Annotated in this window: 14 protein-coding genes; 11 read left to right on the top strand and 3 right to left on the bottom strand. The window is 78.1% G+C overall.

Annotated elements, in window-relative coordinates:
• The first annotated feature begins 72 nt into the window (after positions 1 to 72).
• From ACUN9U_RS04210 to ACUN9U_RS04220, 3 genes are all read left to right on the top strand, one after another.
• Positions 73 to 4,416 carry a DNA polymerase III subunit alpha gene (locus ACUN9U_RS04210; protein WP_445483662.1) on the top strand — a complete coding sequence of 1,448 codons (4,344 nt, stop codon included), beginning with the start codon at positions 73 to 75 and terminating at the stop codon, positions 4,414 to 4,416.
• A gap of 142 nt (positions 4,417 to 4,558) precedes the next feature.
• Positions 4,559 to 5,863 carry a DNA polymerase IV gene (gene dinB, locus ACUN9U_RS04215; protein WP_445483663.1) on the top strand — a complete coding sequence of 435 codons (1,305 nt, stop codon included), beginning with the start codon at positions 4,559 to 4,561 and terminating at the stop codon, positions 5,861 to 5,863.
• A gap of 178 nt (positions 5,864 to 6,041) precedes the next feature.
• Entirely contained in the window at positions 6,042 to 6,488 is a 447-nt protein-coding gene (locus ACUN9U_RS04220) for a DUF3040 domain-containing protein (protein WP_445483664.1), read from the top strand.
• Between the two features lie 147 nt (positions 6,489 to 6,635).
• Here the strand turns inward: ACUN9U_RS04220 and ACUN9U_RS04225 are convergent, their stop codons facing one another.
• Genes ACUN9U_RS04225 through ACUN9U_RS04235 form a run of 3 tightly spaced genes read right to left on the bottom strand, consistent with a single transcriptional unit; the run spans position 6,636 to position 11,318 of the window.
• Positions 6,636 to 8,978, bottom strand: coding sequence for a transglutaminase family protein (locus ACUN9U_RS04225; protein ID WP_445483665.1), 2,343 nt, complete (start codon positions 8,976 to 8,978; stop codon positions 6,636 to 6,638).
• A complete protein-coding gene (locus tag ACUN9U_RS04230; protein ID WP_445483666.1) occupies positions 8,975 to 10,318 on the bottom strand; it encodes a DUF58 domain-containing protein in 1,344 nt (447 codons plus the stop codon). The genes ACUN9U_RS04225 and ACUN9U_RS04230 overlap by 4 nt, the downstream gene beginning before the upstream one ends.
• A 7-nt stretch (positions 10,319 to 10,325) precedes the next feature.
• The gene (locus ACUN9U_RS04235) at positions 10,326 to 11,318 is read right to left on the bottom strand and encodes an AAA family ATPase (protein ID WP_445483667.1); all 993 of its coding nucleotides are present in this window, start codon (positions 11,316 to 11,318) and stop codon (positions 10,326 to 10,328) included.
• A gap of 184 nt (positions 11,319 to 11,502) precedes the next feature.
• Between ACUN9U_RS04235 and mraZ the strand changes: the two genes are divergently transcribed.
• From mraZ to murD, 8 genes are all read left to right on the top strand, one after another.
• Positions 11,503 to 11,934, top strand: coding sequence for a division/cell wall cluster transcriptional repressor MraZ (mraZ, locus tag ACUN9U_RS04240; RefSeq protein ID WP_445483668.1), 432 nt, complete (start codon positions 11,503 to 11,505; stop codon positions 11,932 to 11,934).
• Positions 11,935 to 12,243: 309 nt separating this feature from the next.
• On the top strand, positions 12,244 to 13,266 hold the full coding sequence (rsmH, locus tag ACUN9U_RS04245; RefSeq protein ID WP_445483740.1) for a 16S rRNA (cytosine(1402)-N(4))-methyltransferase RsmH: 1,023 nt from the start codon (positions 12,244 to 12,246) through the stop codon (positions 13,264 to 13,266).
• Entirely contained in the window at positions 13,263 to 14,048 is a 786-nt protein-coding gene (locus ACUN9U_RS04250) for a hypothetical protein (protein WP_445483669.1), read from the top strand. The genes rsmH and ACUN9U_RS04250 overlap by 4 nt, the downstream gene beginning before the upstream one ends.
• Positions 14,049 to 14,317: 269 nt before the next feature.
• Positions 14,318 to 16,042, top strand: coding sequence for a peptidoglycan D,D-transpeptidase FtsI family protein (locus tag ACUN9U_RS04255; protein ID WP_445483670.1), 1,725 nt, complete (start codon positions 14,318 to 14,320; stop codon positions 16,040 to 16,042).
• Positions 16,043 to 16,140: 98 nt separating this feature from the next.
• Positions 16,141 to 17,760, top strand: a complete 1,620-nt coding sequence (locus ACUN9U_RS04260; RefSeq protein ID WP_445483671.1) for a UDP-N-acetylmuramoyl-L-alanyl-D-glutamate--2,6-diaminopimelate ligase — start codon at positions 16,141 to 16,143, stop codon at positions 17,758 to 17,760.
• Positions 17,757 to 19,232, top strand: a complete 1,476-nt coding sequence (locus tag ACUN9U_RS04265) for a UDP-N-acetylmuramoyl-tripeptide--D-alanyl-D-alanine ligase (RefSeq protein WP_445483672.1) — start codon at positions 17,757 to 17,759, stop codon at positions 19,230 to 19,232. The genes ACUN9U_RS04260 and ACUN9U_RS04265 overlap by 4 nt, the downstream gene beginning before the upstream one ends.
• Positions 19,229 to 20,332 carry a phospho-N-acetylmuramoyl-pentapeptide-transferase gene (gene mraY, locus ACUN9U_RS04270; protein ID WP_445483673.1) on the top strand — a complete coding sequence of 368 codons (1,104 nt, stop codon included), beginning with the start codon at positions 19,229 to 19,231 and terminating at the stop codon, positions 20,330 to 20,332. The genes ACUN9U_RS04265 and mraY overlap by 4 nt, the downstream gene beginning before the upstream one ends.
• 58 nt (positions 20,333 to 20,390) lie before the next feature.
• Positions 20,391 to 22,010, top strand: a complete 1,620-nt coding sequence (gene murD, locus ACUN9U_RS04275; protein ID WP_445483741.1) for a UDP-N-acetylmuramoyl-L-alanine--D-glutamate ligase — start codon at positions 20,391 to 20,393, stop codon at positions 22,008 to 22,010.

Raw genomic sequence — 22,010 nt, forward strand, 5'->3', positions numbered from 1 at the left:
GTTCGACCAGGCCGACCTTCCCCGGCCTGCTGCCCCGCGGAGCTCACCGCGGGCCGGCCGGGGAGGAGCGAGGTGCCGCCGTCACCGCCGTTCACGCACCTGCACGTGGCCTCGGGCTGGAGCCTCCAGCACGGCACCGACACCCCGGCCGCCCTCGTCGAGCGCGCCGCCGCTGACGGCCAGCGCGCCCTGGCCCTCACCGACCGCGACGGGCTGCGTGGAGCCGTCAAGCACGTCGTCGCCTGCGCCCAGGAGGGCGTCGTCCCCGTGCTGGGGATGGACCTCGCCGTCGAGCCCAGCGACCTGAGCGGCCGGGCAGACCGGGCCGGCCACCGACCGGGGACCAGCCGGACGCCGGTGCGCGGCGGAGCCGCCGTCGACGCGCGGCTGCCGCGCGTCGTCGTCCTCGCCCACGGCAGCAGCACCTCCCTGACCGCCGCGGCGGGCTGGACGCCCGACCCGGGCGACCCGCCCCTGCCGACGGGCGCCGGCTGGGCCCGCCTGTGCCGGCTGTCCACCGCCGCGCACGCCCGCGGGGAGGCGCCCGGCTCGCTGAGCGCGGTCGGCGGCCGGCGCGGCACGCCCGTGACCACGCTGGCCGAGGTCGCCGAGCACGCGCTCGACCCGGCCTCCGGCGCTCCGGCGATCACCGTGCTGCTGGGGCCTGACAGCGAGGTCGGCCGCGCCCTGCTGGCCCGCCGCCCCGACCTGGCCCGGGCGCTGCTGGCGCACTGGTACTCCGCGCTGCCGCTGGGCTGCCTGGCCCTGGAGGTGGTCTGCCACCTCGGCCCGGAGGGCACCCCCGCCAGCCTCGGGCACGCCGCGCGCACCCTGGCCCTGGCCCGCGAGGCCGGGGTGCCCGCCGTCCTCACCAACGCCGTGCGCCACGCCGGCCCCGAGGGCGCCGCCACCGCCGACGTGCTCGACGCCGCCCGCCGCCTGGTGCCGCTGTCCAGCCGCCACCTCGACAGGGCCACCGGCCACGGCTGGCTCAAGCCGGCCGCGGCCATGCGCGACCTCGCCGAGCGGATCGCCACCACCGCCGGCACCCCCCGCGCCGGTGAGGCCGGTGGCGCCGCGCAGCTGCTGGCCGACACCGAGCGCCTCGCCGCGCGCTGCCACCTCGACCCGCGCGCCGACCTCGGCGTCGGCGCCGTCCACCTGCCCGAGCCGTGGCTGGTGGCCGGGCCGGCCGTGCGCACCGTGGAGGACGCCGGCGCGGTGCTGCGCGCCCGCTGCGAGGCCGCCGTCCACACCCGCTACCCGGGCGCCTCGCTGGCGCACCTGCAGCGGGTGCGCGCGCGCATGGAGGAGGAGCTGTCCGTCATCGGCGCGCTCGGCTTCCCCACCTACTTCCTCACCGTCGCCGAGGTGTGCGACCTGACCCGCCGCCTGGGCGTGCGCGTGGCGGCCCGCGGCTCCGGCGCCGGCAGCCTGGTCAACCACCTGCTCGGCATCTCCGGGGTCGACCCCATCGCCCACGGCCTGCTCATGGAGCGCTTCCTCACCACCGCCCGCGCCGAGCTGCCCGACATCGACGTCGACGTGGAGTCCGCCCGCCGCACCGAGGTCTACGACGCCGTGCTGGAGCGCTTCGGCGGTGACCGCGTGGCCGCCGTCTCCATGACCGACACCTACCGGGTGCGCCACGCCGTCCGCGACGTCGGCGCGGCCCTCGGGATGCCGCCGGGCGAGGTCGACGCCATCGCCAAGGCCTTCCCGCACCTGCGCGCCCGCGACGTGCGCCACGCCCTGCGCGACCTGCCCGAGCTGCGCGCCTCCGGCCTGGCCGACGCCCGCCTCGACCTGCTCTACGACCTCGTGGAGGGCCTGGACGGGCTGCCCCGCCACACCGCGCTGCACCCGTGCGGGGTGCTGCTCTCGGACGCCGGGCTGCTCGACAGGACACCGGTGCAGCCGTCCGCCACGAGCTTCCCCATGAGCTCCTTCGACAAGGACGACGTCGAGGTGATGGGCCTGCTCAAGCTCGACGTGCTGGGCATCCGCATGCAGTCGGCCTTCGCGCACGCGACCGCCGAGGTGGAGCGCAGCACCGGCCAGCGCATCGACCTCGACGCCCTGCCCCTGGACGACGAGGACGCCTTCCGCCTGGTCCGCTCCACCCGCACGCTGGGCTGCTTCCAGATCGAGTCGCCCGGGCAGCGCGAGCTGGTGGGCAAGTTCGCCCCGCAGGACTTCGCCGACCTCGTCATCGACATCTCCCTGTTCCGCCCCGGGCCGGTGAAGTCCGACATGGTCACCCCGTTCCTGGCCGCCCGGCAGGGCTGGGCGGCCCCCGACCACCTGCACGAGCGGCTGCGCCCGGCGCTGGAGCAGACCTGCGGGGTGGTGGTCTTCCACGAGCAGGTGCTGCAGATCGTCGCCGAGACCGCCGGGGTGAGCCTCACCCAGGCCGACGAGGTCCGCCGGGCCCTGGGCACCCGCGACGGGCAGGCCGAGGTGGAGACCTGGTGGCGCCCCCGCGCGCTCGCGGCCGGGTTCAGCGAGGCCGAGGTGCAGCGGATCTGGGAGGTGCTGGCGGCCTTCGCCTCGTTCGGGTTCTGCAAGGCCCACGCGGCGGCGTTCGCGCTGCCCACCTACCAGTCGGCGTGGTTCAAGGCGCACTGGCCGGCGCACTTCCTGGCCGGGGTGCTCACCCACGACCCGGGCATGTACCCCAAGCGCCTCATCCTCGACGACGCCCGGACCATGGGCATCGCGGTGCTCCCGCTCGACGTCAACGCCTCCACCGGCGAGTACCGGGTGGAGCCGGTGGCGCCCTGGGACCAGCCGCCGCCCGCGGTGCTGCAGCAGTTCCCCGCCGGCCCGGCTCGCGACGACGACGAGCGCCCCCGGCCGGCGCCCGTGCAGCCGCCGCGCTGGGGCGAGCGGGAGGCCTCCGAGCGGTACGGCCCGTTCGCGAGCCGCTACCGCCTGGACGCCGCCGTGCCGGACGGGCGCGACTGGGGCATCCGGCTGTCGCTGGCCGAGGTCAAGGGCATCAGCGACGCCGAGGTCGCCCGCATCGTCGCCGGTCAGCCCTACCACTCGCTGGCCGACCTGTGGAACCGCGCCCGCCCCTCCCGGCCGGTTCTGGAGCGGCTCGTGCTCACGGGCGCGCTCGACTCGGTCTACGGGCTGGGGCTGACCGCGCCGGTGCGCCGGCGCGGCGTGGTGACGCGGCGCGACCTGCTGCTGCAGGTGGCCGACCTCGACCGCCACACCCGCGCGCTCGAGCGCGGCGCCGCCCGGACCCGGTCGTCGTCGTCCCGGTCCCCCCGCGACGATCGAGGAAAGTCGGCACAGGGCGAGGACGTGCAGCTCGCGCTCGACCTCGGCGACGCCCCCGGCGACGTCGAGCCGTCCGGCCTGCCGGAGATGACCGCGGCCGAGCAGGTGCGCACCGAGCTGGAGGTGCTCGGCCTGGACGCCAGCCACCACGTGGTCTCCGCCTACGCCCCGATGCTCGACGCCCTCGGCGTGGTGCGCTCGCGCGCGCTGCGCGACCAGCGCTCGCGCAGCGAGCTGCTGGTGGCGGGCGTGAAGGTGGCCACGCAGACCCCGCCGATCCGCTCCGGGCGCCGGGTGGTGTTCCTGACCCTGGACGACTCCACCGGTCCCCTCGACGCGACCTTCTTCGAGGACGCGCAGGGCCCCTACGCCTCGACCGTCTTCGGCTCGTGGCTGCTGGTGGTGCGCGGGGAGCTGCGGCGCACCGGCCCGCGCGGGGTGTCGCTGCGCGCCACGGGCGCGTGGGCGATGCCGGCGCTGTGGCGGGTCTGGTCCGAGCACGGGGTGGACGGGGTGCGCCGGGTCATGGCCGGGCAGCCCGCCGCCGGCTACGGGGCGGCGGCCGTGGCGGGGGCGGCGGCGTCCCGGTCGAGCCGGCCCGTCGCGGCGCCCTCGCGGGTCATCGGGCAGGGCCGCGACGACGGCGCGGTGCCCGGGATCGATGCCGGTCGCTCCGGCCCGGGCCAGCGCGACGAGCGGTACGCCGGGGCGGGCACCCGGGAGGCCGCGGCCCAGGAGGAGGCCGCGCTGGCGGCCGCTGCGGCGAGCGGGCTGCCGGTCGGTGACCGCCCCGGCGCCGGCCGGTCTGGTGCCGGACGCCCCGACGACGACGGCGCGCGCCGCGCCGGCGGCATGGGGGGCGCCTCGCCGCGGCGGGTGTTCGTGCACGCCAGCGGCTTCCTGCTCTCCCCGTACGCCGACGTCGCCCCGCCCGGCAGCGACACCCGCAACACGCGGGTGTCCGCCGCCGGCGCGGCCGCCGGTGGCGACGGCGGCGGCGCTGGAGCGCCCGAGCGGTCGGCCGACGACGCCCTCGAGGACCTCCTCGAGGACGAGCGCGGCGGCCCCGGCCGGAGCGCCCCGCGCAAGCTGTGGCACTCCAGCTCCGGGAGCGCCGGGTGGTGACCGCTCGCCTCCTCGACGCCGCACGCCCCCGTCGTCGTCCTCCGCTTCCCGCAGCCGAGCGCCTGGTTGCGGTTCTGGAGGGTGTTGGAGCCGCAGCCGAGCGCCTGGTTGCGGACAGGGGAGCGGGCGGGGGTGGGGGAGCGTGAGCCGCAGCCAGCTCGACAGGGCGGGGCTCGACCCGGCGGTGGCAGCCTCCGTCGCCGGCCTGCGCCAGCACACCCCGGGCGACGCCAGCGCCGGGTGCACGGTCCTGCACGTCGACATGGACGCCTTCTACGCCTCGGTCTCCCTGCTGGAGCGACCCGACCTGCGGGGCAGGCCCGTCATCGTCGGCGGCGGGTCGAGCCGCGGCGTGGTGCTCTCGGCCACCTACGAGGCGCGCCGCTCCGGCGTGCACTCGGCGATGTCGATGAGCCGGGCCCGCCGCCTGTGCCCGGACGCCGTGGTCCTGCCGCCCGACCCCGACCGGTACGCCGCGGTCTCGGCCGCCGTCGTCGCCCTGTTCACCTCGGTGACCCCCGTGGTGGAGCAGCTCGGCATGGACGAGGCCTTCCTCGACGTCTCCGGCGCGGTGCGCCGCTGGGGCACGCCGCTGCAGATCGCCACCGAGCTGCGCGACAGGGTGGCCGACGAGCAGGGCGTCACCTGCTCGGTGGGCCTGGCGACGACGAAGGCCGTCGCCAAGCTCGCCTCCGGTCGCGCCAAGCCCGACGGCGCCCTGGTGGTGCCCGCCGACCAGGTGGTCCCCTTCCTGCACCCGCTCCCCACCAGCGCGCTGTGGGGGGTGGGGGAGCGCACGCAGGAGGCCCTGGCCCGCCTGGGGCTGCACACGGTGGGGCAGGTGGCGCACACGCCGTCGGCCACGCTGCGCCGGGCGCTCGGTGACGCGCTCGGGTCCTCCCTGCACGAGCTGGCCTGGGGTCGCGACCCGCGTCCGGTGGTGCCCAGCGCCGCCGTGGCCGAGCGGAGCACGGGCGCGCAGGAGACCTTCGCCGTGGACGTCGACGACCCCGAGGTGGTGCTGCGCGAGGTGCTGCGGATGTCCGAGCGGGTCGCCCGCCACCTGCGCCGGGACGGTCACGTCGGGCGGACGGTGGTGCTCGTGGTGCGCTTCGCCGACTTCACCACGGTCACGCGCTCGCGGACGCTGCGGGAGGCCACCGACTCCGGGCGCGAGGTCTACGCCGCCGCCGCGGCCCTGTGGGCGGCGATGGGCCTGCAGCGGGCGCGCATCCGGCTGGTGGGCGTTCGCGTGGAGGGCCTGGTCGACGCCGAGCGGGTGCCGCGCCAGCTGCGCCTGGACGAGCCCGAGCGGGGCTGGCGCGAGGCCGAGAGGGCCGTGGACGCGGCAGGGCGCCGCTTCGGCAGCGGCGCGGTGGCCCCCGCATCGCTGCTGGTGCCGCGGCCGGGCAGCGGTGGGGGAGCACGCGGAGGAAGCCCTTCGTGATCCCCGCCGGCGCCCTTCGCGCGCGCCCGTCAGCGTGGTGCAGATGGGGACGGTGGTGCAGGTGGGACAGCGAATGCGGTGTTGCGCACACGTAGCGCGCAGGGTGCAGGACTGGCTTTCCCCACCCCCCGGCGGCGCCTATCCTGAGGTCCCGGAGTGATGACCGCAGGAGGTCGCAGTGCCGCTGTCTGAGCACGAGCAGCGTCTGCTGGAGCAGATGGAGCAGCAGCTGCTCTCCGACGACCCCCGCTTCGCCTCGACCATGCGCGGCCCCCGCCGCCAGGGCGGTGGCCGGCGCAGCGTGGTCGTCGGGGTCAGCGTCGCCGTCGCGGGGCTCGCGGCGCTCGTGGCCACCGTGGTCTTCATCCCCGCCGCCCACCGCGGCTGGGTGTACGGCATCGGCGGCATCGCCTTCCTGGTGATGCTGGCGGGCATCCTCTACGCGGTCTCCGGCGCGGGCGGCCGCACCGAGGGCGGGCCGGTGGGGGTCGTCGGAGCCGACGGCCAGCCGGCGCCCCGCCCCTCGGCGGGCCACCAGCGCCCGGGCCGGGCCCGGCGCTCCGGGACCTTCATGCAGCGCCTCGAGCAGCGCTGGGACCGGCGCCGCGACGACCGCTGGGGCTGAGCCCGCGCGCCGGGGCCCTGTCCTGGCCCTGACCACGAGGAGAGGCCCGTCCCTGCAGGGGCGGGCCTCTCCTCGTCATGACACCGGCGGACCGTCACACCGGCGGACCGTCACACCGGCGGACCGGTGGACGGGCGGACCGGTGGGTCAGCCGCGCCGCACCAGCGCGCGCCCCCAGCGCCGCAGGTGCGCCACCCCCGAGGGCGGCAGGAGCCGCCAGCGCCAGGTCGCTGAGCCGGGTCGCTGGGCCACGACGGCCCCCACGACCTCGCGGACGTCCTCGGCCAGCGCCGTGCCCCCGCCCGGGCCGGCCCGGCCGCCCGAGCGGCCCGAGCGCCGCTCGGCGTCCGCCGGCGCCCCGTAGCGCGCGCCCTCGACCGCTCCGACGAGCCGGGCGACGGCCTGGGCCTGCGCGCTGTGCTCGCCCTCGCCCGCCAGGCCCTCCCGCAGGCTCGCGCCCACCTGCCGGGGGGTCCGGGAGGGCGGGAGGGAGACGCCGAGGTCACCGATCTGCTCGACGAGGTCGGCCCAGGCGGCCTCGGCGCGAGCGGCCTCGGAGCCCGCCCGGCGCCACCGCCGGCGCCGCACCAGCGACCGGCTCGCGAGCGGGGCGGCGAGGACCCCGAGCACCACGGCCAGCGCCACGAGCAGGCCCGACCACGGCACGTCGTCCTGCTGCTGCGCACCGGGCGCGGTGGTCGCGCTGCTGGTGGGCGAGGCCGAGGAGGAGGTGGTCGAGCTGGGGGCCGCGGCCGAGGCGCTGCTGCCGTCGACCGGCGCGCTGGGGACGACGGGGGTCACCGGGGCCTGCGTCCACGCCGGCGCGGTGCCGGTGCGAGCGCTGGGGGTGGGCTCGAAGCGGACCCAGCCCGCCCCCTCGAAGTACAGCTCGGGCCAGGCGTGCGCGTCCTGCAGGGTGACCTGCCAGGAGCCGTCCCCCAGGGTCGCCCCCGGCAGGAACCCGACGGCCACGCGCGCGGGGATGCCCAGCGTGCGCGCCATCACGGCCATGGCGGAGGCGTAGTGCACGCAGTACCCGGTCTTGTCGGCCAGGAAGTCCACCAGGGCGTTGGCCGAGCGCGGCTCGGGCGCCTCCAGGGAGTAGGAGAAGCCGCCCGTGGTCCGGAACCACTGCTGCAGCTCGCTGGCCTGCAGGAACGGGCTGGTCTCCCCCCCGACCACCTGCAGGGCCGTCTCGCGCAGCTGCGGCGGCAGGTCCTCGGGCAGGGCGGTGTAGCGCTCGACGACGTCGGCCGGAGGGGCGGGCGCGTCGCGCAGCTGCTCCGGCGTCGGCGCCACCGCCGCCTGCACCACCTGGTACTCCTGGTCCTCCTGGGTCGCGGTGCGCCCCTGCGCGCGGATGTTGAGGGTGCTGGTGTCGACCACCCAGTCCCCGTCGACCTGCACCTGCCGGGCCGGGTACGGGGTGGGCAGCCACTGCTGGCGCAGCGCCTGCACGGTGACGTCGTAGGTGACGTCGGTGGTGGGGGTGCCCTCGGCCAGGCCCGGCACGGCCGGCATGCCGTCGCGCAGGGCGCGGGTCTGCGAGGGGTCGATGGCGGTGGGGCGCCAGACGTCGCCGTCGAAGTCGTCCACGGTGACGATGCGCAGCGGCACGGGGGAGACCGCGCTGGTCCGGTAGCGCAGCACCTCGGCGGTGCCCTGGCTCTCCAGGTCCGAGCGCAGGTCGAGCAGCGGGTTGACCGAGTTGGCGGCGGCGCCGCCGATGCCCTGGCCGTTGCCGCCCACCAGCACCACCGAGGTGGTGCCCGGCACCAGGGGCGGGACCACCACCGCGGCCACGAGCGCCACGACCGCCACGGCCACCGCACCGGCGGCGCCCGTCAGCCCGAGCGCCCCGCCGGCGCCGCGCCCCGACGCCGGGCCGGGGCGGCGCTGCTGCACGCGGCGGCCCCAGGCGGCAGCGCGCGAGCCGGCGTCGGCGGCGAGGAGCAGCAGCCACGCCGCCACCGCCAGGGCGAACCACCCCCACGAGACCCCGCCGGGGGCGAAGACGACGGCCACGGCGTGCACGGCCAGCAGCACCGGACCCGTCAGGGCCGGGGAGCGCAGCGCGACGGCCACCAGGTCGATGACGACGGCCACGGCGCCGGCCCCGGCGGTCACCAGCAGGCGCAGCCCCGGCTCGGCGACGACCGGAGCGGCCTGGCTGCGGATCGTCTCGCGGCCCTCCTGCGCCAGCGCCCACAGCGCGCGCAGGGCCTCGGGGCCGGGCAGCAGCCCCAGCACGGCCTGCCCCGGCACGAAGAGCACGCAGAGCACCACCACCAGCGCGACCGGCTGGGCCAGCGCGCCGGCCCACGCGGGCAGCCGCAGCGCCGAGGCGGCGGCGCCGGCGGCGGCCACCACCACGACCGCCAGCACGACCTGCACGTACCAGGCGGCGCCCTGCACCACCAGGTGCAGCCCGGCGGCGGTGGCCAGCACGGCTGCGGCAGCGGCGAGGCGCAGACGACCCGTGGAGCTCATGGCGCGGTCCCCCCGGCAGCGGCGGCCACGCGGGACGGCGCCGCGGAGGCCCCGGAGGCGGCGGGCTCCCGGGCGCGCAGCCAGGCGTCCGCCAGGGGCTCGCCCTCGGACGTGTCGAGCACGGCCCACCCGGCGCCCAGCAGCGCCTCCACCGCGCCCGGGGCCGGCGGCCCGGCGAGCACGGCCAGCGCCGCGGCGCGCCGGCGGACCCCCGGCGGCCTGCCCGGACCCTGCACGCCGGCGAGCAGCTCGGCGTCGGCGCGGGAGAGGGTGCCCGCCACCACGGCCAGCACGCCGTCCCGGGCGCCGGGCTCGCTGCGCCCGCCCACGGCGCCGGCCAGGGCCGAGGCCAGGGAGGCCTCCTCACCCAGCTCGACCAGCGCCAGCTGCTCCAGCAGCACCTCGCGGCCCGCGGCCGCCGCCGCGGGCGCCCCGTCGGCGCGCCCCAGCTCGAGGTGCACCGCGGCGCCCGCCTCGTGCAGCGACAGCGCGAGCGAGGCGGCTGCCGAGACCGCCGCCTCGAAGGCACCGGGGTCGGGGAAGGCGCCGGGGCGCCGGTCGAGCACCACGGCACCGCGCCGCTGCCGGGGCTGCTCGTCCTGGCGCACCATGAGCTCGCCGCGGCGCGCGGTGGAGCGCCAGTGGACCCGGCGCAGGTCGTCCCCGGCGCGGTACTCGCGGGTGCTCATGCCCCGCTCGCCGCTGGCGGTGCCCGCCCCGCCGCCGGCGTCGTCGCCGCCGCTGCCGGCGAGCAGCGCAGCGCCTCCGGGCACCGCGGAGGTCGCGGGGAGCACCAGCACGTCGTCGCGACCGCCGGCGCGCACCGGCAGCTCGCACAGCCCCAGCGGGTCCGTCACGCGCACCTGCAGCGGGCCGAGCCGGTGGTGGCCGCGCCGCGGCGGGGTGGCCGAGTAGGCCACCGCGGCGCGCCCGCCCGGCGGCAGCGGGTCGACGGTGAAGCGCGGAGCCCGGGGCCAGCCCGCCGGCAGCACGTCCTGCGCGAGCAGCACGGGGGTGGCCACGCGGCCGGGGTTGCGCAGGTCCAGGCGCACCCGGCAGGGCTGGCCGACCACCGCGCGCGCGGGCGTGGTGGTGCGCCTCACCGCGGTGCTCGTGCCCGCGAAGACCGCCAGCGCCAGGGAGGCCAGCGGCAGCAGCAGCACCAGCAGGGCGGTGCGCAGCAGGGCCTGCTGGCCCAGCCACAGCCCCGCCGCGCCGAGCAGCACCCCGGTCACCAGGAGCGCGCGGCCGCGCCGGGTCAGCCCCGCCGAGCGCAGCAGCGCGCCGGCGCGGCCGGTGGCGGGGCGCCCGGGACGCGGCGGGCGCGGACCTGGCGCCACGGCGGCGTCAGGCCCTCGCGGACGCGGGCACCGGCACGCGCTGCACGAGGTCGGCCAGGACGTCCTGCGCGGTGCGCCGCACCGCCGAGGCCTCGGGGGAGAGCACGAGCCGGTGGGCCAGCACGGGCACGACGAGGGACTGCACGTCGTCGGGCAGGACGTGCTCGCGCCCCTCCAGCACCGCGACGGCCCGGGAGGCCCGCAGCAGGTGCAGGCTCGCGCGGGGGGAGGCGCCGAGCGCGACGGCCGGGTGCGCGCGCGTGGCGGTGACGATGTCGAGCAGGTACTGCTGCACGGCCGGGGAGGCGTGCACGGCGGCCGCGGTGGCGATGGCGCGGCGCAGCTCCCCGGGGTCGCTGACGGGCTCGAGGTCGCTGAGCGGGTCGCGGGCGCCGTGGGACCCCAGCATCGCCAGCTCGCTGGCCGCGCTCGGGTAGCCCATGGACACGCGCGCCATGAACCTGTCGCGCTGGGCCTCGGGCAGGGGGTAGGTGCCCTCCATCTCAGCGGGGTTCTGCGTGGCGACCACCATGAACGGCCGGGCGAGGGTGTGGGTGGTGCCGTCGACGGTCACCTGCCGCTCGCCCATGCACTCCAGCAGCGCCGACTGCGTCTTGGGCGACGCGCGGTTGATCTCGTCCCCGACGACCACGTGCGCGAAGACGGGCCCGGGCTTGAACTCGAAGCGGTGGGCCTCCGCGTCGTAGACGCTGACGCCGGTCAGGTCGCTGGGCAGCAGGTCCGGGGTGAACTGCACGCGCCGGACGGTGACGCCCGTGGCGCGGGCGAGCGCCTTGGCGAGCATCGTCTTGCCCACCCCGGGCACGTCCTCGACGAGGAGGTGGCCCTCGGCGAGCAGGACCACGAGGGCGGTGCGGACGACGTCGTCCTTGCCCTCGACGACCTGCTCGACAGCGTCGCGGATGCGCCCGAGGACGTCTCGGACGTCCGCCGTGCCGGCCTCGGCACCGCGCACGCCCCAGGGGAGGGGGATCGCCACGGTCGAACGGTACGTCACCACCCTGACCACCGCCCTCCGTCGCTGATCAGCGCTTCCGCGGCCCCGGTCCGCGGGCCGGGGGCCGGGTGGGGCGAGCGCCCCCGCTGGTGGAGGGCAGTGGAGTAACGTGGAGGCATGGGGAGCGGGGACCGGGTCCGCTCGCGAGCGGGGGAGGGGCCGGCCCGTGTTCGTCGGCACCCACACCCCGCGCCTGGACGAGAAGGGGCGCCTGGTGGTGCCGTCCCGGTACCGGGAGGCGCTGGGGGGCGGCTTCTACCTGACCCGCGGCCAGGGACCCTGCCTGCACGCCTACCCCAGGGCCGACTTCGAGCGCCGGTACGCGGAGCTGAGGGCGGCCACCGCGACCGACCCCGCCGTCCGCGACTACCTGCGGGTGATGCTGGCCGGCGCGTCGGAGGAGGAGCTGGACAGGCAGGGCCGCTTCACGGTGCCGCCGGCGCTGCGCTCCTTCGCGGGCCTGGACCGCGAGGTGGCCGTGGTCGGCGCCGGGGAGCGGCTGGAGGTCTGGGACGAGGCCTCCTGGCGCGCCCGGTTCGCCGAGGCCGAGGCCGGCTACGGCCTGGTCAGCCTCGACGCGCTGCCGGGGCTGCTGTGAGCCGCCCCTGAGCCGCGGCGGGCGTGCGCCGGCCGGCGCGGACCGCACGGCCAGGCCTCCAGCCGCTCCTCGCGTCCTGACGCACCTTCCCCGGTGTCAGGCCGCGCGGGCCACTTCCCCGGCCCGTCGGAGCGGATGGGGACCTGGCCGTGCGGCGTGCCGGGCCGGATGTCCGCCCCAGCCCGCCCTCGGCGTGCACGATGGGTGGGGCGCTGCCTGACTCGTCACTTGAGTCACAATCGTCCCATCAGTAGCGTCAAGCACCAGCTGGTCCGGCCGCCGACGGGAGGAGCGCACGTGGACGACGTCCTGCCCGCCTCTGCCCCCGGTGGCGCCCGCCCGGACCCGCCGCCGGGCGAGCGCCACGTCCCCGTGCTGCTCGACCGCTGCGTCGAGCTGCTGGCCCCGGCGCTGCAGCCGCGGGAGGGCGCACCGCCCGTGGTGGTGGACACCACCCTGGGGATGGGCGGCCACAGCGAGGCGCTGCTCGAGCGCCTGCCGCACGTGCGCCTGGTGGCGGTGGACCGCGACCCCCAGGCCCTGGCCATCGCCGGGGCCCGCCTCGAGCGCTTCGGCGAGCGCGCGGTGCTGGTGCGCGCGGTCTACGACCAGCTGCCCGAGGTCCTGGCCGACCTCGGCGTCGCCGAGGTGCACGGCGTGCTCATGGACCTCGGGGTCAGCTCCCTGCAGCTCGACGAGGTCGACCGCGGGTTCTCCTACGCCCGCGACGCCCCCCTCGACATGCGCATGGACCCCACCGGGGGGAAGACCGCCGCCGACGTCCTCAACACCTACGACGCCCGCGACCTCTCGCGCGTGCTGCACGTCTACGGCGAGGAGCGCTTCGCCCGGCGGATCGCCGACGCCGTGGTGCGCGAGCGCGCCCGCGAGCCGTTCACCGGGACCCTGCGCCTGGTCGACCTCGTGCGCGAGTCCATCCCCGCCCCCGCCCGCCGCACCGGCGGCAACCCCGCCAAGCGCACGTTCCAGGCGCTGAGGATCGAGGTCAACGGGGAGCTCGACGCGCTGCGCGCCGCCGTCCCGGCCGCCCTGGACGCCCTCGCGGTGGGCGGCCGGCTGGTGGTGATGAGCTACCAGTCCCTCGAGGACCGCATCGTCAAGCAGGCGCTCGCCGCGGCCACCACCAGCACCGCCCCGCCCGGCCTCCCGTTCGAGCCGCCCGAGCACGCGCCCCGCTTCCGCCTGCTCACCCGCGGGGCCGAGCGCGCCGGCGAGGCCGAGCTGGCCGCCAACCCCCGCTCCGCCCCGGTGCGGCTGCGCGCCGCCGAGCGGGTGCGCCCGGGCGCCACCGCTGCGGGAGGCCGCCGATGAGCCCGCCCACCAGCGCCGGCACCGGCGCCCGCACCGGTGCGGGCACCAGCGCCCGCACCAGTGCCGGGACCGCGACCGGCGGGTCCGCCCCCGGCGCGCCGGCGGCGGCCCCTCGCACGCCCCGGCCCGCCCGCGGCGTGCGCCGCCCGGCCACCCGCACTCCCCGCCAGCCCGCCCGCGGTGCTGCCCGCACCGCGAGCCGCGCCACCACGCGCACCACCGCGCCGGTCGCACCGGGCCGCGGCAGGGCCCGCGCGCGCACGCTGCTCCTGTGCGGTGGGGTGCTGGTCGCCTCCCTGCTCCTGGCGCTGTGGACCACCATCGCCCTGTCCCGCGGCAGCTACACCGAGCACGACCTCGAGGCGCGCCAGACCCTGCTCGCCGAGCAGGAGCAGGCCCTCACGGAGCACCTGCAGCAGGTCAGCTCACCGGGCGCCGTCGACGAGCGCGCCCAGGAGCTGGGCATGGTCAGGGCCCCGGAGCGGGCGTGGCTGGTCCTGCAGGCGCCGCAGGAGCAGGCGGTCGTGGGCAGCCCGACCGCAGCGCCCACGCCGAGCGCGCCGGAGGAGCCCGGCGCCTCCGCCACCCCAGGCCCGACGTCCACGCCCAGCTCCTCGGCCGCCGCGGCCGAGCAGGGGGCCGCCGAGACCGGTCCCAGCGCCACCACCCGCGCCACCGGGGACGACGACGAGGACGACGACGCGCCGGCCGCCGGGCAGGAGCCGTCGGCCCCCGCCGGTCGCTCCCCGTCCGCACCCCCGACCGGCGGGAGGACCCCGTGAGCCCCGCCCCCGGCGCACCCGAGCGCCCCGCCGCACGTCCGGCAGCCCGTCCGGCAGCCCGTCCGGCACCCCGTCCGGCAGCCCGTGCCGCCGCGCGCCAGGACGGCGGCGCGCCGAGGCCGCCGGCCGCGCGGAAGGCCGCCGGCGCGCCAGCACCCCGGCCCGCCCCCCGGCCCCAGCGCCCCGCCCGACCGCAGCGCCCCGCCCGGCCGAGGGGCCGCGGCGCCCGCACCGGCTCCCCGCAGCGGCGCACCGCCGTCGTCGTCGCCGTGCTCCTGGCCGTGGTCGCCGTCTTCACCGGCCGGCTGCTGCAGGTGCAGGCCCTCGACACCGGGCAGCTGGCCGAGCTGGCGCTCGCCGAGCGCCTGGTGACCGTGACCGAGCCGGCCGTGCGCGGCACCATCACCGACCGCCACGGCGACGTGCTCGCCGAGAGCGTGGAGCGCTTCAACGCCACCGCCGACCCCAGCCTGTTCACCGGGCCGACCGAGGAGGCCCGCAACCTCCTCACGCCGCAGGAGGCCGCGGCGCAGCTGTCCCCGCTGCTCGGCGTGCCCGAGGCCGAGCTCGTCGGGCTGCTGACCCCGCGCACGACGGCGGCGGGCAGGCCCGTGCAGTGGACCTACCTCGCCAAGGGGCTCACCCCCGAGCAGTGGCGCGCGGTGAAGGCCCTGCGCATCCCCGGCGTCTTCGCCGAGCCGGACGAGGAGCGCACGTACCCGGCGGGCACCACCGCGGGCAACCTCGTCGGCTACGTCGGGGGTGACGGCACCGCCCTGGCCGGCCTGGAGCTGGCCCAGGACGGCGCGCTGACCGGCACCGACGGCACGCTGCTCTACGAGCGCGGCGCCCGGGGCCAGCGCATCCCGCTGGGCGAGTCGAGCAACACCCCCGCCGTGGACGGGCAGGACGTGCGCCTGACCCTGGACGCCGACGTCCAGTTCTTCGCGCAGGGCGCGGCCCGGGCGCAGGCGGAGGCCACCGAGGCCGACTGGGTCTCGGTGGTGGTCATGACCAAGGACGGGCAGGTCCTGGCGCTGGCCGAGTCCGGCGCCATCGACCCCGCCGACCCCGGCGCCACCCCGGAGCCGGAGCGCCACAACCGGTCGCTGGAGGACGTCTTCGAGCCCGGCTCGACCGGCAAGCTCATCACCGCCGCCGCCGCCATCGAGCAGGGCCTGGCGACCCCCGAGACGCGGCTGACCGTGCCCGACCGGCTCCAGCTGCCCGGCCGGGCGGGCTCGGTGCGCGACTCCCACCCCCACGAGCCGCAGAAGCTGACCTTCGCGGGCGTGCTGGCGGAGTCCTCCAACGTCGGCACCATCGAGGTGGGCCAGCAGCTCACCCCGCAGCAGCGCTACGACTACCTCAAGGCCTTCGGGATCGGCGAGCGCCAGCTCGGGCTGCCGGGGGAGACGCGCGGCATCCTGGCCCCGCCGCAGGACTGGGACGGGCGCACGCAGTACAACGTGCTCTTCGGCCAGGGCTACGCCGTCAACGCGCTGCAGGCCGCCCAGGTCTACGCCACCATCGCCAACGGCGGGGTGCGCGTCCCCCCGCACATCGTCGCCGGCACCACCTCCCCGGACGGCACGTACACCCCCGCCACCCCGCCCGCGGCCACCCGCGTGGTGAGCGAGCGCACCGCCCAGCAGGTCACGTCCATGCTCGAGGGCGTCGTCACCTCCGACGGCACCGGCCTGAACGCCGCCGTCCCGGGCTTCCGGGTGGCCGGCAAGACCGGCACCGCGCAGGACCTCCCGGCCTCGCGCGCCAGCGGCGAGCCGCAGTACACGAGCTCCTTCATCGGGATGGCCCCCGCCGACGACCCGCAGCTGGTCGTCGCCGTGATCGTCCAGCACCCGCAGACCAGCCACTACGGCGGCACCGTCGCGGCCCCGGTCTTCTCCGACGTCATGGGCTACGCCCTCGGCAAGCAGGGGGTCGCGCCCAGCGGTGCCCCCGCCCAGCTGCCGCCGCTGACCTGGCAGTGAGAGGACCAGGGCGAGGTCCCGTGATCCACAGGGGCTCCCCGCCCGCGCTGGTCGCGAACCACCCGGGCCGGCCGAGCGGGCCGGGTAGCGTGCTCGCCGTGCCCGCTCGCGACTCCCGGCCCCTGCGCGCGCCGGGGCTCCCGCTGGCGGACGTCGCGGCGCTCGTGGAGGCCCCCGCCCCCCGCGGCGGGGAGGGCCTCGTGGTCACCGGCGTGGTCCTCGACTCCCGCCGCGCGCGGCCCGGTGACCTCTACGCCGCCCTGCCCGGCGCGCGCACCCACGGCGCCCGCTTCGCGCGCCAGGCGGCCTCCCTCGGCGCGGTCGCGCTGCTGACCGACCCCGAGGGCGCCCGGCTGGCCGCCGACGACGGCGTGGACCTGCCCGCCGTCGTCGTGGGCGACCCGCGGGCGGTGCTCGGCGCCGCCAGCGCCCGGGTGTGGGGCGAGCCCGCGCGCCGCCTGCAGGTGCTCGGCGTCACCGGCACCAACGGCAAGACCACGGTCACCACGCTGCTGGAGTCGGCCCTGGAGCAGCTCGGCACGCCCACCGCCCTGGTCGGCACCGTCTGCACCCGCATCGCCGGTGAGGCCCTGCCCAGCGCCCGCACCACCCCCGAGGCGCCCGACCTGCACGCCCTGCTGGCCCTCGCCGTGGAGCGGGGGGCGCGGGCCGCGGCGCTGGAGGTCTCCAGCCACGCGGTGGTGCTGCACCGGGTGGACGGGCTCGTGCTCGACGTCGCCGCCTTCACCAACCTCTCCCAGGACCACCTCGACTTCCACCCGACGATGGAGGACTACTTCGCCGCCAAGGCGCAGCTGTTCACCCCCGGGCGCGCCCGGGCCGCGGTGGTCTGCGTCGACGACGCCTGGGGGCGCCGCCTGGCCGCGCAGAGCAGCGCCGCCGGCGTGCCCACCACCACCGTCAGCACGACGACGACGGCGGCGACGGCGACGTCGGCCCGGGGGGCGGACGGCTGGCGCGTCGACCCCGCCAGCGTGCGCGAGCGCTCCGACGGGCGGCCAGGCTCCGCCTTCGAGCTCACCGCCCCCGACGGCCGCCGCGTGAGCGCCGCCAGCCCCCTGCCCGGCACCTTCAACGTCGCCAACACCGCCGTGGCCGTGGCCGTGCTGGCCGCCGCCGGCCACGACCCCGCCGCCGCGGCCGCCGCCCTGGCCGGCGCGCGCGGCGTGCCCGGGCGCATGGAGGTCGTGGCACCGCCCGCCCGCCCGCCGGCCGACCTGCCGGTGGGCGTGGTCGACTACGCCCACACCCCCGACGCCGTGGCCGCGGCCCTGGCGGCGCTGCGCCCGTCCACCCGCGGCCGCCTCGTGGTGGTCCTGGGCGCCGGCGGGGACCGCGACCCCGGCAAGCGCCCCGGCATGGGCGCGGCCGCCGCGGCCGGCGCGGACGCCGTGGTCGTCACCGATGACAACCCCCGCTCGGAGGACCCGGCCGCCATCCGCGCCGCCGTGCTCGCCGGCGCGCTGGCCACCCGGAGCGCCCAGCGGCCCGAGGTCGTCGTCGATGAGGTCGCCGACCGCCGCGAGGCCGTGGCCCGCGGCGTGGCCCTCGCGCTGGCCGGCGGACCGGGCGGCGCGGTGCTCGTCGCCGGCAAGGGCCACGAGCGCGGACAGGAGGTCGCCGGGGCGGTCCACCCCTTCGACGACCGCGAGGAGCTCGCCGCCGCGCTGGCGGCCGCCACGGAGGTGCGCGCATGATCCCGATCGCGCTGGGAGACGTCGCGGCCGCCACCGGCGGCCGCCTGTCCGGAGGGGCCGACGCCGCCGCCGTGGTCAGCGGGGTGGTGGTCGACTCGCGCGCCGCCACCGGCGGCGACCTGTTCGCCGCCGTCCCCGGTGAGCGCGTGGACGGCCACGACTACGCCGCCGCCGCGCTGGGCGCCGGCGCCGTCGCGGTGCTCGCCGAGCGCGACCTCGGCGACGGCGTGCCCGCCGTCGTCGTCCCCGGCCGCGTGCTCGACGCGCTGCCGGCCCTGGCCGCCGAGGTCCTCGCCCGCCGCCGCGCCCTGGCCGACGACCCGGCCCTGGACGCGCCGTTCGACGTCGTCGCCGTCACCGGCAGCTCCGGCAAGACCAGCACCAAGGACCTCCTGGCCGCCGTCCTGGCCCCCCTCGGCCCGGTCGTCGCGCCGCCCGGCTCCTACAACAACGAGCTCGGCGTGCCGCTGACGCTGCTGCGCGTGGAGGAGGGCACCCGCTCCCTCGTGGTGGAGATGGGAGCCCGCGGCCGGGGCCACATCGCGCACCTGTGCGAGCTGGCGCACCCGCGGGTCGGTGCCGTGCTCAACGTGGGGCTCGCCCACGTCGGCGAGTTCGGCAGCCCCGAGGCCATCGCCGTCGCCAAGGGCGAGCTGGTCGAGGCGCTGCCGCCGGCGGTCGACGGCGCGACCGGCCTGCGCGACGGCGGAGTCGCCGTCCTCAACGCCGACGACCACCGCGTGGCCGCCATGGCCGAGCGCACCCGCGCCCGGGTGGTGACCTTCGGCTGGGGCGGCGGCGCGGACGTGCGGGCCGAGGACGTGCGGGTCGACGAGCTCGGCCGGGCCTCCTTCACCCTGCGCACCGGCACGGGCGGGGACGCCGCCAGCGCCGCCGTGGCCCTGCAGCTGCACGGGGAGCACCACGTCTCCAACGCCCTGGCCGCCGCCGCCTGCGCGCTCGCGGCGGGCGCGCAGCTCGCCGACGTCGCCGGGGCCCTGTCCGGGGCCCGCGCCGCGAGCCGCTGGCGCATGGAGGTCACCGAGCGCGCCGACGGCGTCGTCGTGGTGAACGACGCCTACAACGCCAACCCCGAGTCGGTGCGCGCCGCGCTGCGCGCGCTGAAGGCCATGCGCCGCCCCGGCGGGCGCACCTGGGCCGTCATCGGGGAGATGCTGGAGCTCGGCGGCGCCGCGCGCGACGAGCACGACGCGGTCGGGCGGTACGCCGTCCGCCTCGACGTCTCGCGGCTGGTGGCCGTGGGGGAGGGGGCGCGCCCGGTGCACACCGGAGCGGTGCTGGAGGGCTCCTACGCCGACGAGTCGGCGTGGGTTCCCGACGCCGACGCGGCGCACGCGCTGCTGGAGGCAGAGCTGCGCCCGGGGGACGTGGTGCTCGTCAAGAGCTCCCACGGCGCCGGGCTGCTGCACCTCGGTGAGCGCCTGGCCCTGGGCGGGGGCGAGCGCCCGTGAGGGGCATCCTCGTCGCCGGCTTCGCCTCGCTCGTGGTGGCGCTGTTCGGGACCCCGCTGTTCATCAGGTTCCTCGTGCACCGCGGCTACGGGCAGTTCATCCGCGACGACGGCCCCACCACCCACCACACCAAGCGCGGCACGCCGACCATGGGCGGCGCGGTGATCATCGGGGCGACGGTCATCGGCTACGGCGTGGCGCACCTGGTCTTCATGACCCCGCCCTCGGTCTCGGGCCTGCTGGTGCTCGGCCTCATGGTGGGGCTGGGCGTGGTCGGCTTCCTCGACGACTTCATCAAGATCTCCAAGCAGCGCAGCCTCGGCCTGCGCAGCGTGCCCAAGCTCATCGGGCAGACGCTCGTCGGCCTGGTCTTCGCGGTGCTCGCCCTGCAGTTCCCCGACCAGCGCGGCTACACGCCCGCCTCCACGGCCATCTCCTTCACCCGCGACACCGCGCTGGACCTCGCGCGGTTCGGCGCCGTCGCCGGAGTGGTGCTCTTCGTGCTGTGGGCGCTGCTCATGGTGGCCGCCACGAGCAACGGCGTGAACCTCACCGACGGCCTGGACGGCCTGGCCAGCGGGGCCACCGCCGCGGTGGCCGGCGCCTTCGCCCTCATCGGGGTGTGGCAGTACAACCAGAACTGCGAGGGCCCGCGGCTGGCCGCGTCGGCCCCGCTGGCGCCCTGCTACAACACCCGCGACCCGCTGGACCTCGCCGTCGTGGCCATCGCCCTCATGGCCGCCTGCATCGGCTTCCTGTGGTGGAACGCCTCCCCGGCCAAGATCTTCATGGGCGACACCGGTTCCCTGGCCCTGGGCGGCGCGCTCGCGGGCCTGGCGATCACCACCCGCACCGAGCTGCTGCTCGTGGTGCTCGGCGGCCTGTTCGTCATCATCGCCCTGTCCGTGGTGATCCAGGTCGGCTCCTTCAAGCTGACCCGCAAGCGCGTGTTCCGGATGGCGCCGCTGCAGCACCACTTCGAGCTGGTGGGCTGGGCCGAGGTCACCATCGTCACGCGCTTCTGGATCATCGCCGGCCTCTTCGTGGGCCTCGGCCTGGGCCTGTTCTACGGGGAGTGGGTGGTCGGCAGTGACCTCTGACCAGACAGCTGCGCAGACCGCTGCGCAGCTGCCCGCCTGGGTCGCCGGCTCCGCGCGCGTGCCCGAGCGCGGCCCCGCCGACTGGGAGGGCCTGCGCGTCGTCGTGGCCGGCTTCGCCGTCTCCGGCGCGGCCGCGGCCTACGCCCTGGCCGAGCGCGGCGCGCAGGTCCTCGCCGTCGACTCCCGCGAGGGGCCCGGCGAGCTCGAGCGCGCCAAGCTGCTCGACGTCCTCGGCGGCAGGGTCGCGCTCGGCCCCGGCGCCTCCGACGCCCTGCACGTCGTCGACGGGTCGCCGCCGGACCTCGTCATCGCCTCGCCCGGCTGGCGCCCCAGCGCGCCGCTGCTCGCCCAGGCCGCCCGGGCCGGCATCCCGGTCTGGGGCGAGGTCGAGCTCGCCTGGCGGCTGCGCGGCACCGCCGGCCCGGCCGGCGCGCCGGTGGGCCCGGCGTCCTCCGCCCCCTGGCTGTGCGTGACCGGCACCAACGGCAAGACCACGACGACGACGATGCTGGCGAGCATCCTGCGGGCCCACGGCCTGCGCGCCACCACCGCCGGCAACATCGGCACCCCCCTGGTGGAGGCCGTGCTCGACCCGGCCGGCGCCGACGTGCTGGCCGTGGAGCTGTCCAGCTTCCAGCTGCACGGCGCGCACACCCTGGCGCCGCGCGCCTCCGCCGTCCTCAACCTCGCGCCCGACCACCTCGACTGGCACGGGTCGATGGGCGCCTACGCCGCCGACAAGGGCCGCATCTACACCGGCACCGAGCTCGCCTGCGTCTACAACGCCGACGACGCCGACCAGGTGACCGAGCGGCTCGTCGTGGACGCCGACGTGCAGGAGGGCTGCCGCGCGATCGGCTTCACCCTGGGCGTGCCGGGCCTGTCGATGCTCGGGGTGGTGGACGACGTGCTGGCCGACCGGGCCTTCGTGGCCGACCGGGCCACCAGCGCCGCCGAGCTGTGCACGCTGGCCGACCTGCAGGACGCCTCCGGCGGCGTGGTGGCCCTCCACGTGGTGGCCAACGCCCTCGCGGCGGCCGCGCTGGCCCGCGCCCACGGCGTCTCCCAGCAGGCCGTGCGCGACGGCCTGCTCTCCACGAAGCCCGGTGCCCACCGCATCGCCGTGGTGGCCCGCTCCGGCGGGGTGGCGTGGGTGGACGACTCCAAGGCCACCAACGCCCACGCCGCCGCCGCCTCCCTGGCGGGCGCCGCGGCCGCGGCGGGCCCGGAGGCCACCGACGCCACCCGCGTCGTGTGGGTGGCCGGGGGCCTGGCCAAGGGCGCGCAGTTCGACGACCTGGTCGGCGCCCAGGCCTCCCGCCTGCGCGCCGTCGTGCTCATCGGCGCCGACCGCGAGCCGCTGCGCGGCGCCCTCGCCCGCCGGGCGCCCGGGGTGCCGGTGGTCGAGGTCGACGCCGCGGCCGCCTCCGCCGCCGGCGGCGTCATGCCCGCCGCGGTGCGCGCCGCCGCCGGCGCGGCCCGGCCGGGAGACGTGGTGCTCCTGGCGCCGGCCTCCGCCTCGATGGACCAGTTCAGCAGCTACGCCGAGCGCGGCGACGCCTTCGCCGCCGCGGTGCGCGCGCACCTCGACGGCGGCCCGACCGGTGGACCGACCGGTGGACCGGCCGGTGGACCGACCGGTGGACCGGCCGGTGGACCGACCGAGGGGGAGGGCTGA

It is taken from the genome of Quadrisphaera sp. KR29, from assembly GCF_052644995.1.

Excerpts from the sequence above, each read along its gene's own strand:
- ACUN9U_RS04225 (WP_445483665.1), bottom strand. The coding sequence starts at position 8,978 with ATGAGCTCCACGGGTCGTCTGCGCCTCGCCGCTGCCGCAGCCGTGCTG.
- ACUN9U_RS04250 (WP_445483669.1), top strand. The coding sequence starts at position 13,263 with ATGAGCCCGCCCACCAGCGCCGGCACCGGCGCCCGCACCGGTGCGGGC.
- ACUN9U_RS04265 (WP_445483672.1), top strand. The coding sequence starts at position 17,757 with ATGATCCCGATCGCGCTGGGAGACGTCGCGGCCGCCACCGGCGGCCGC.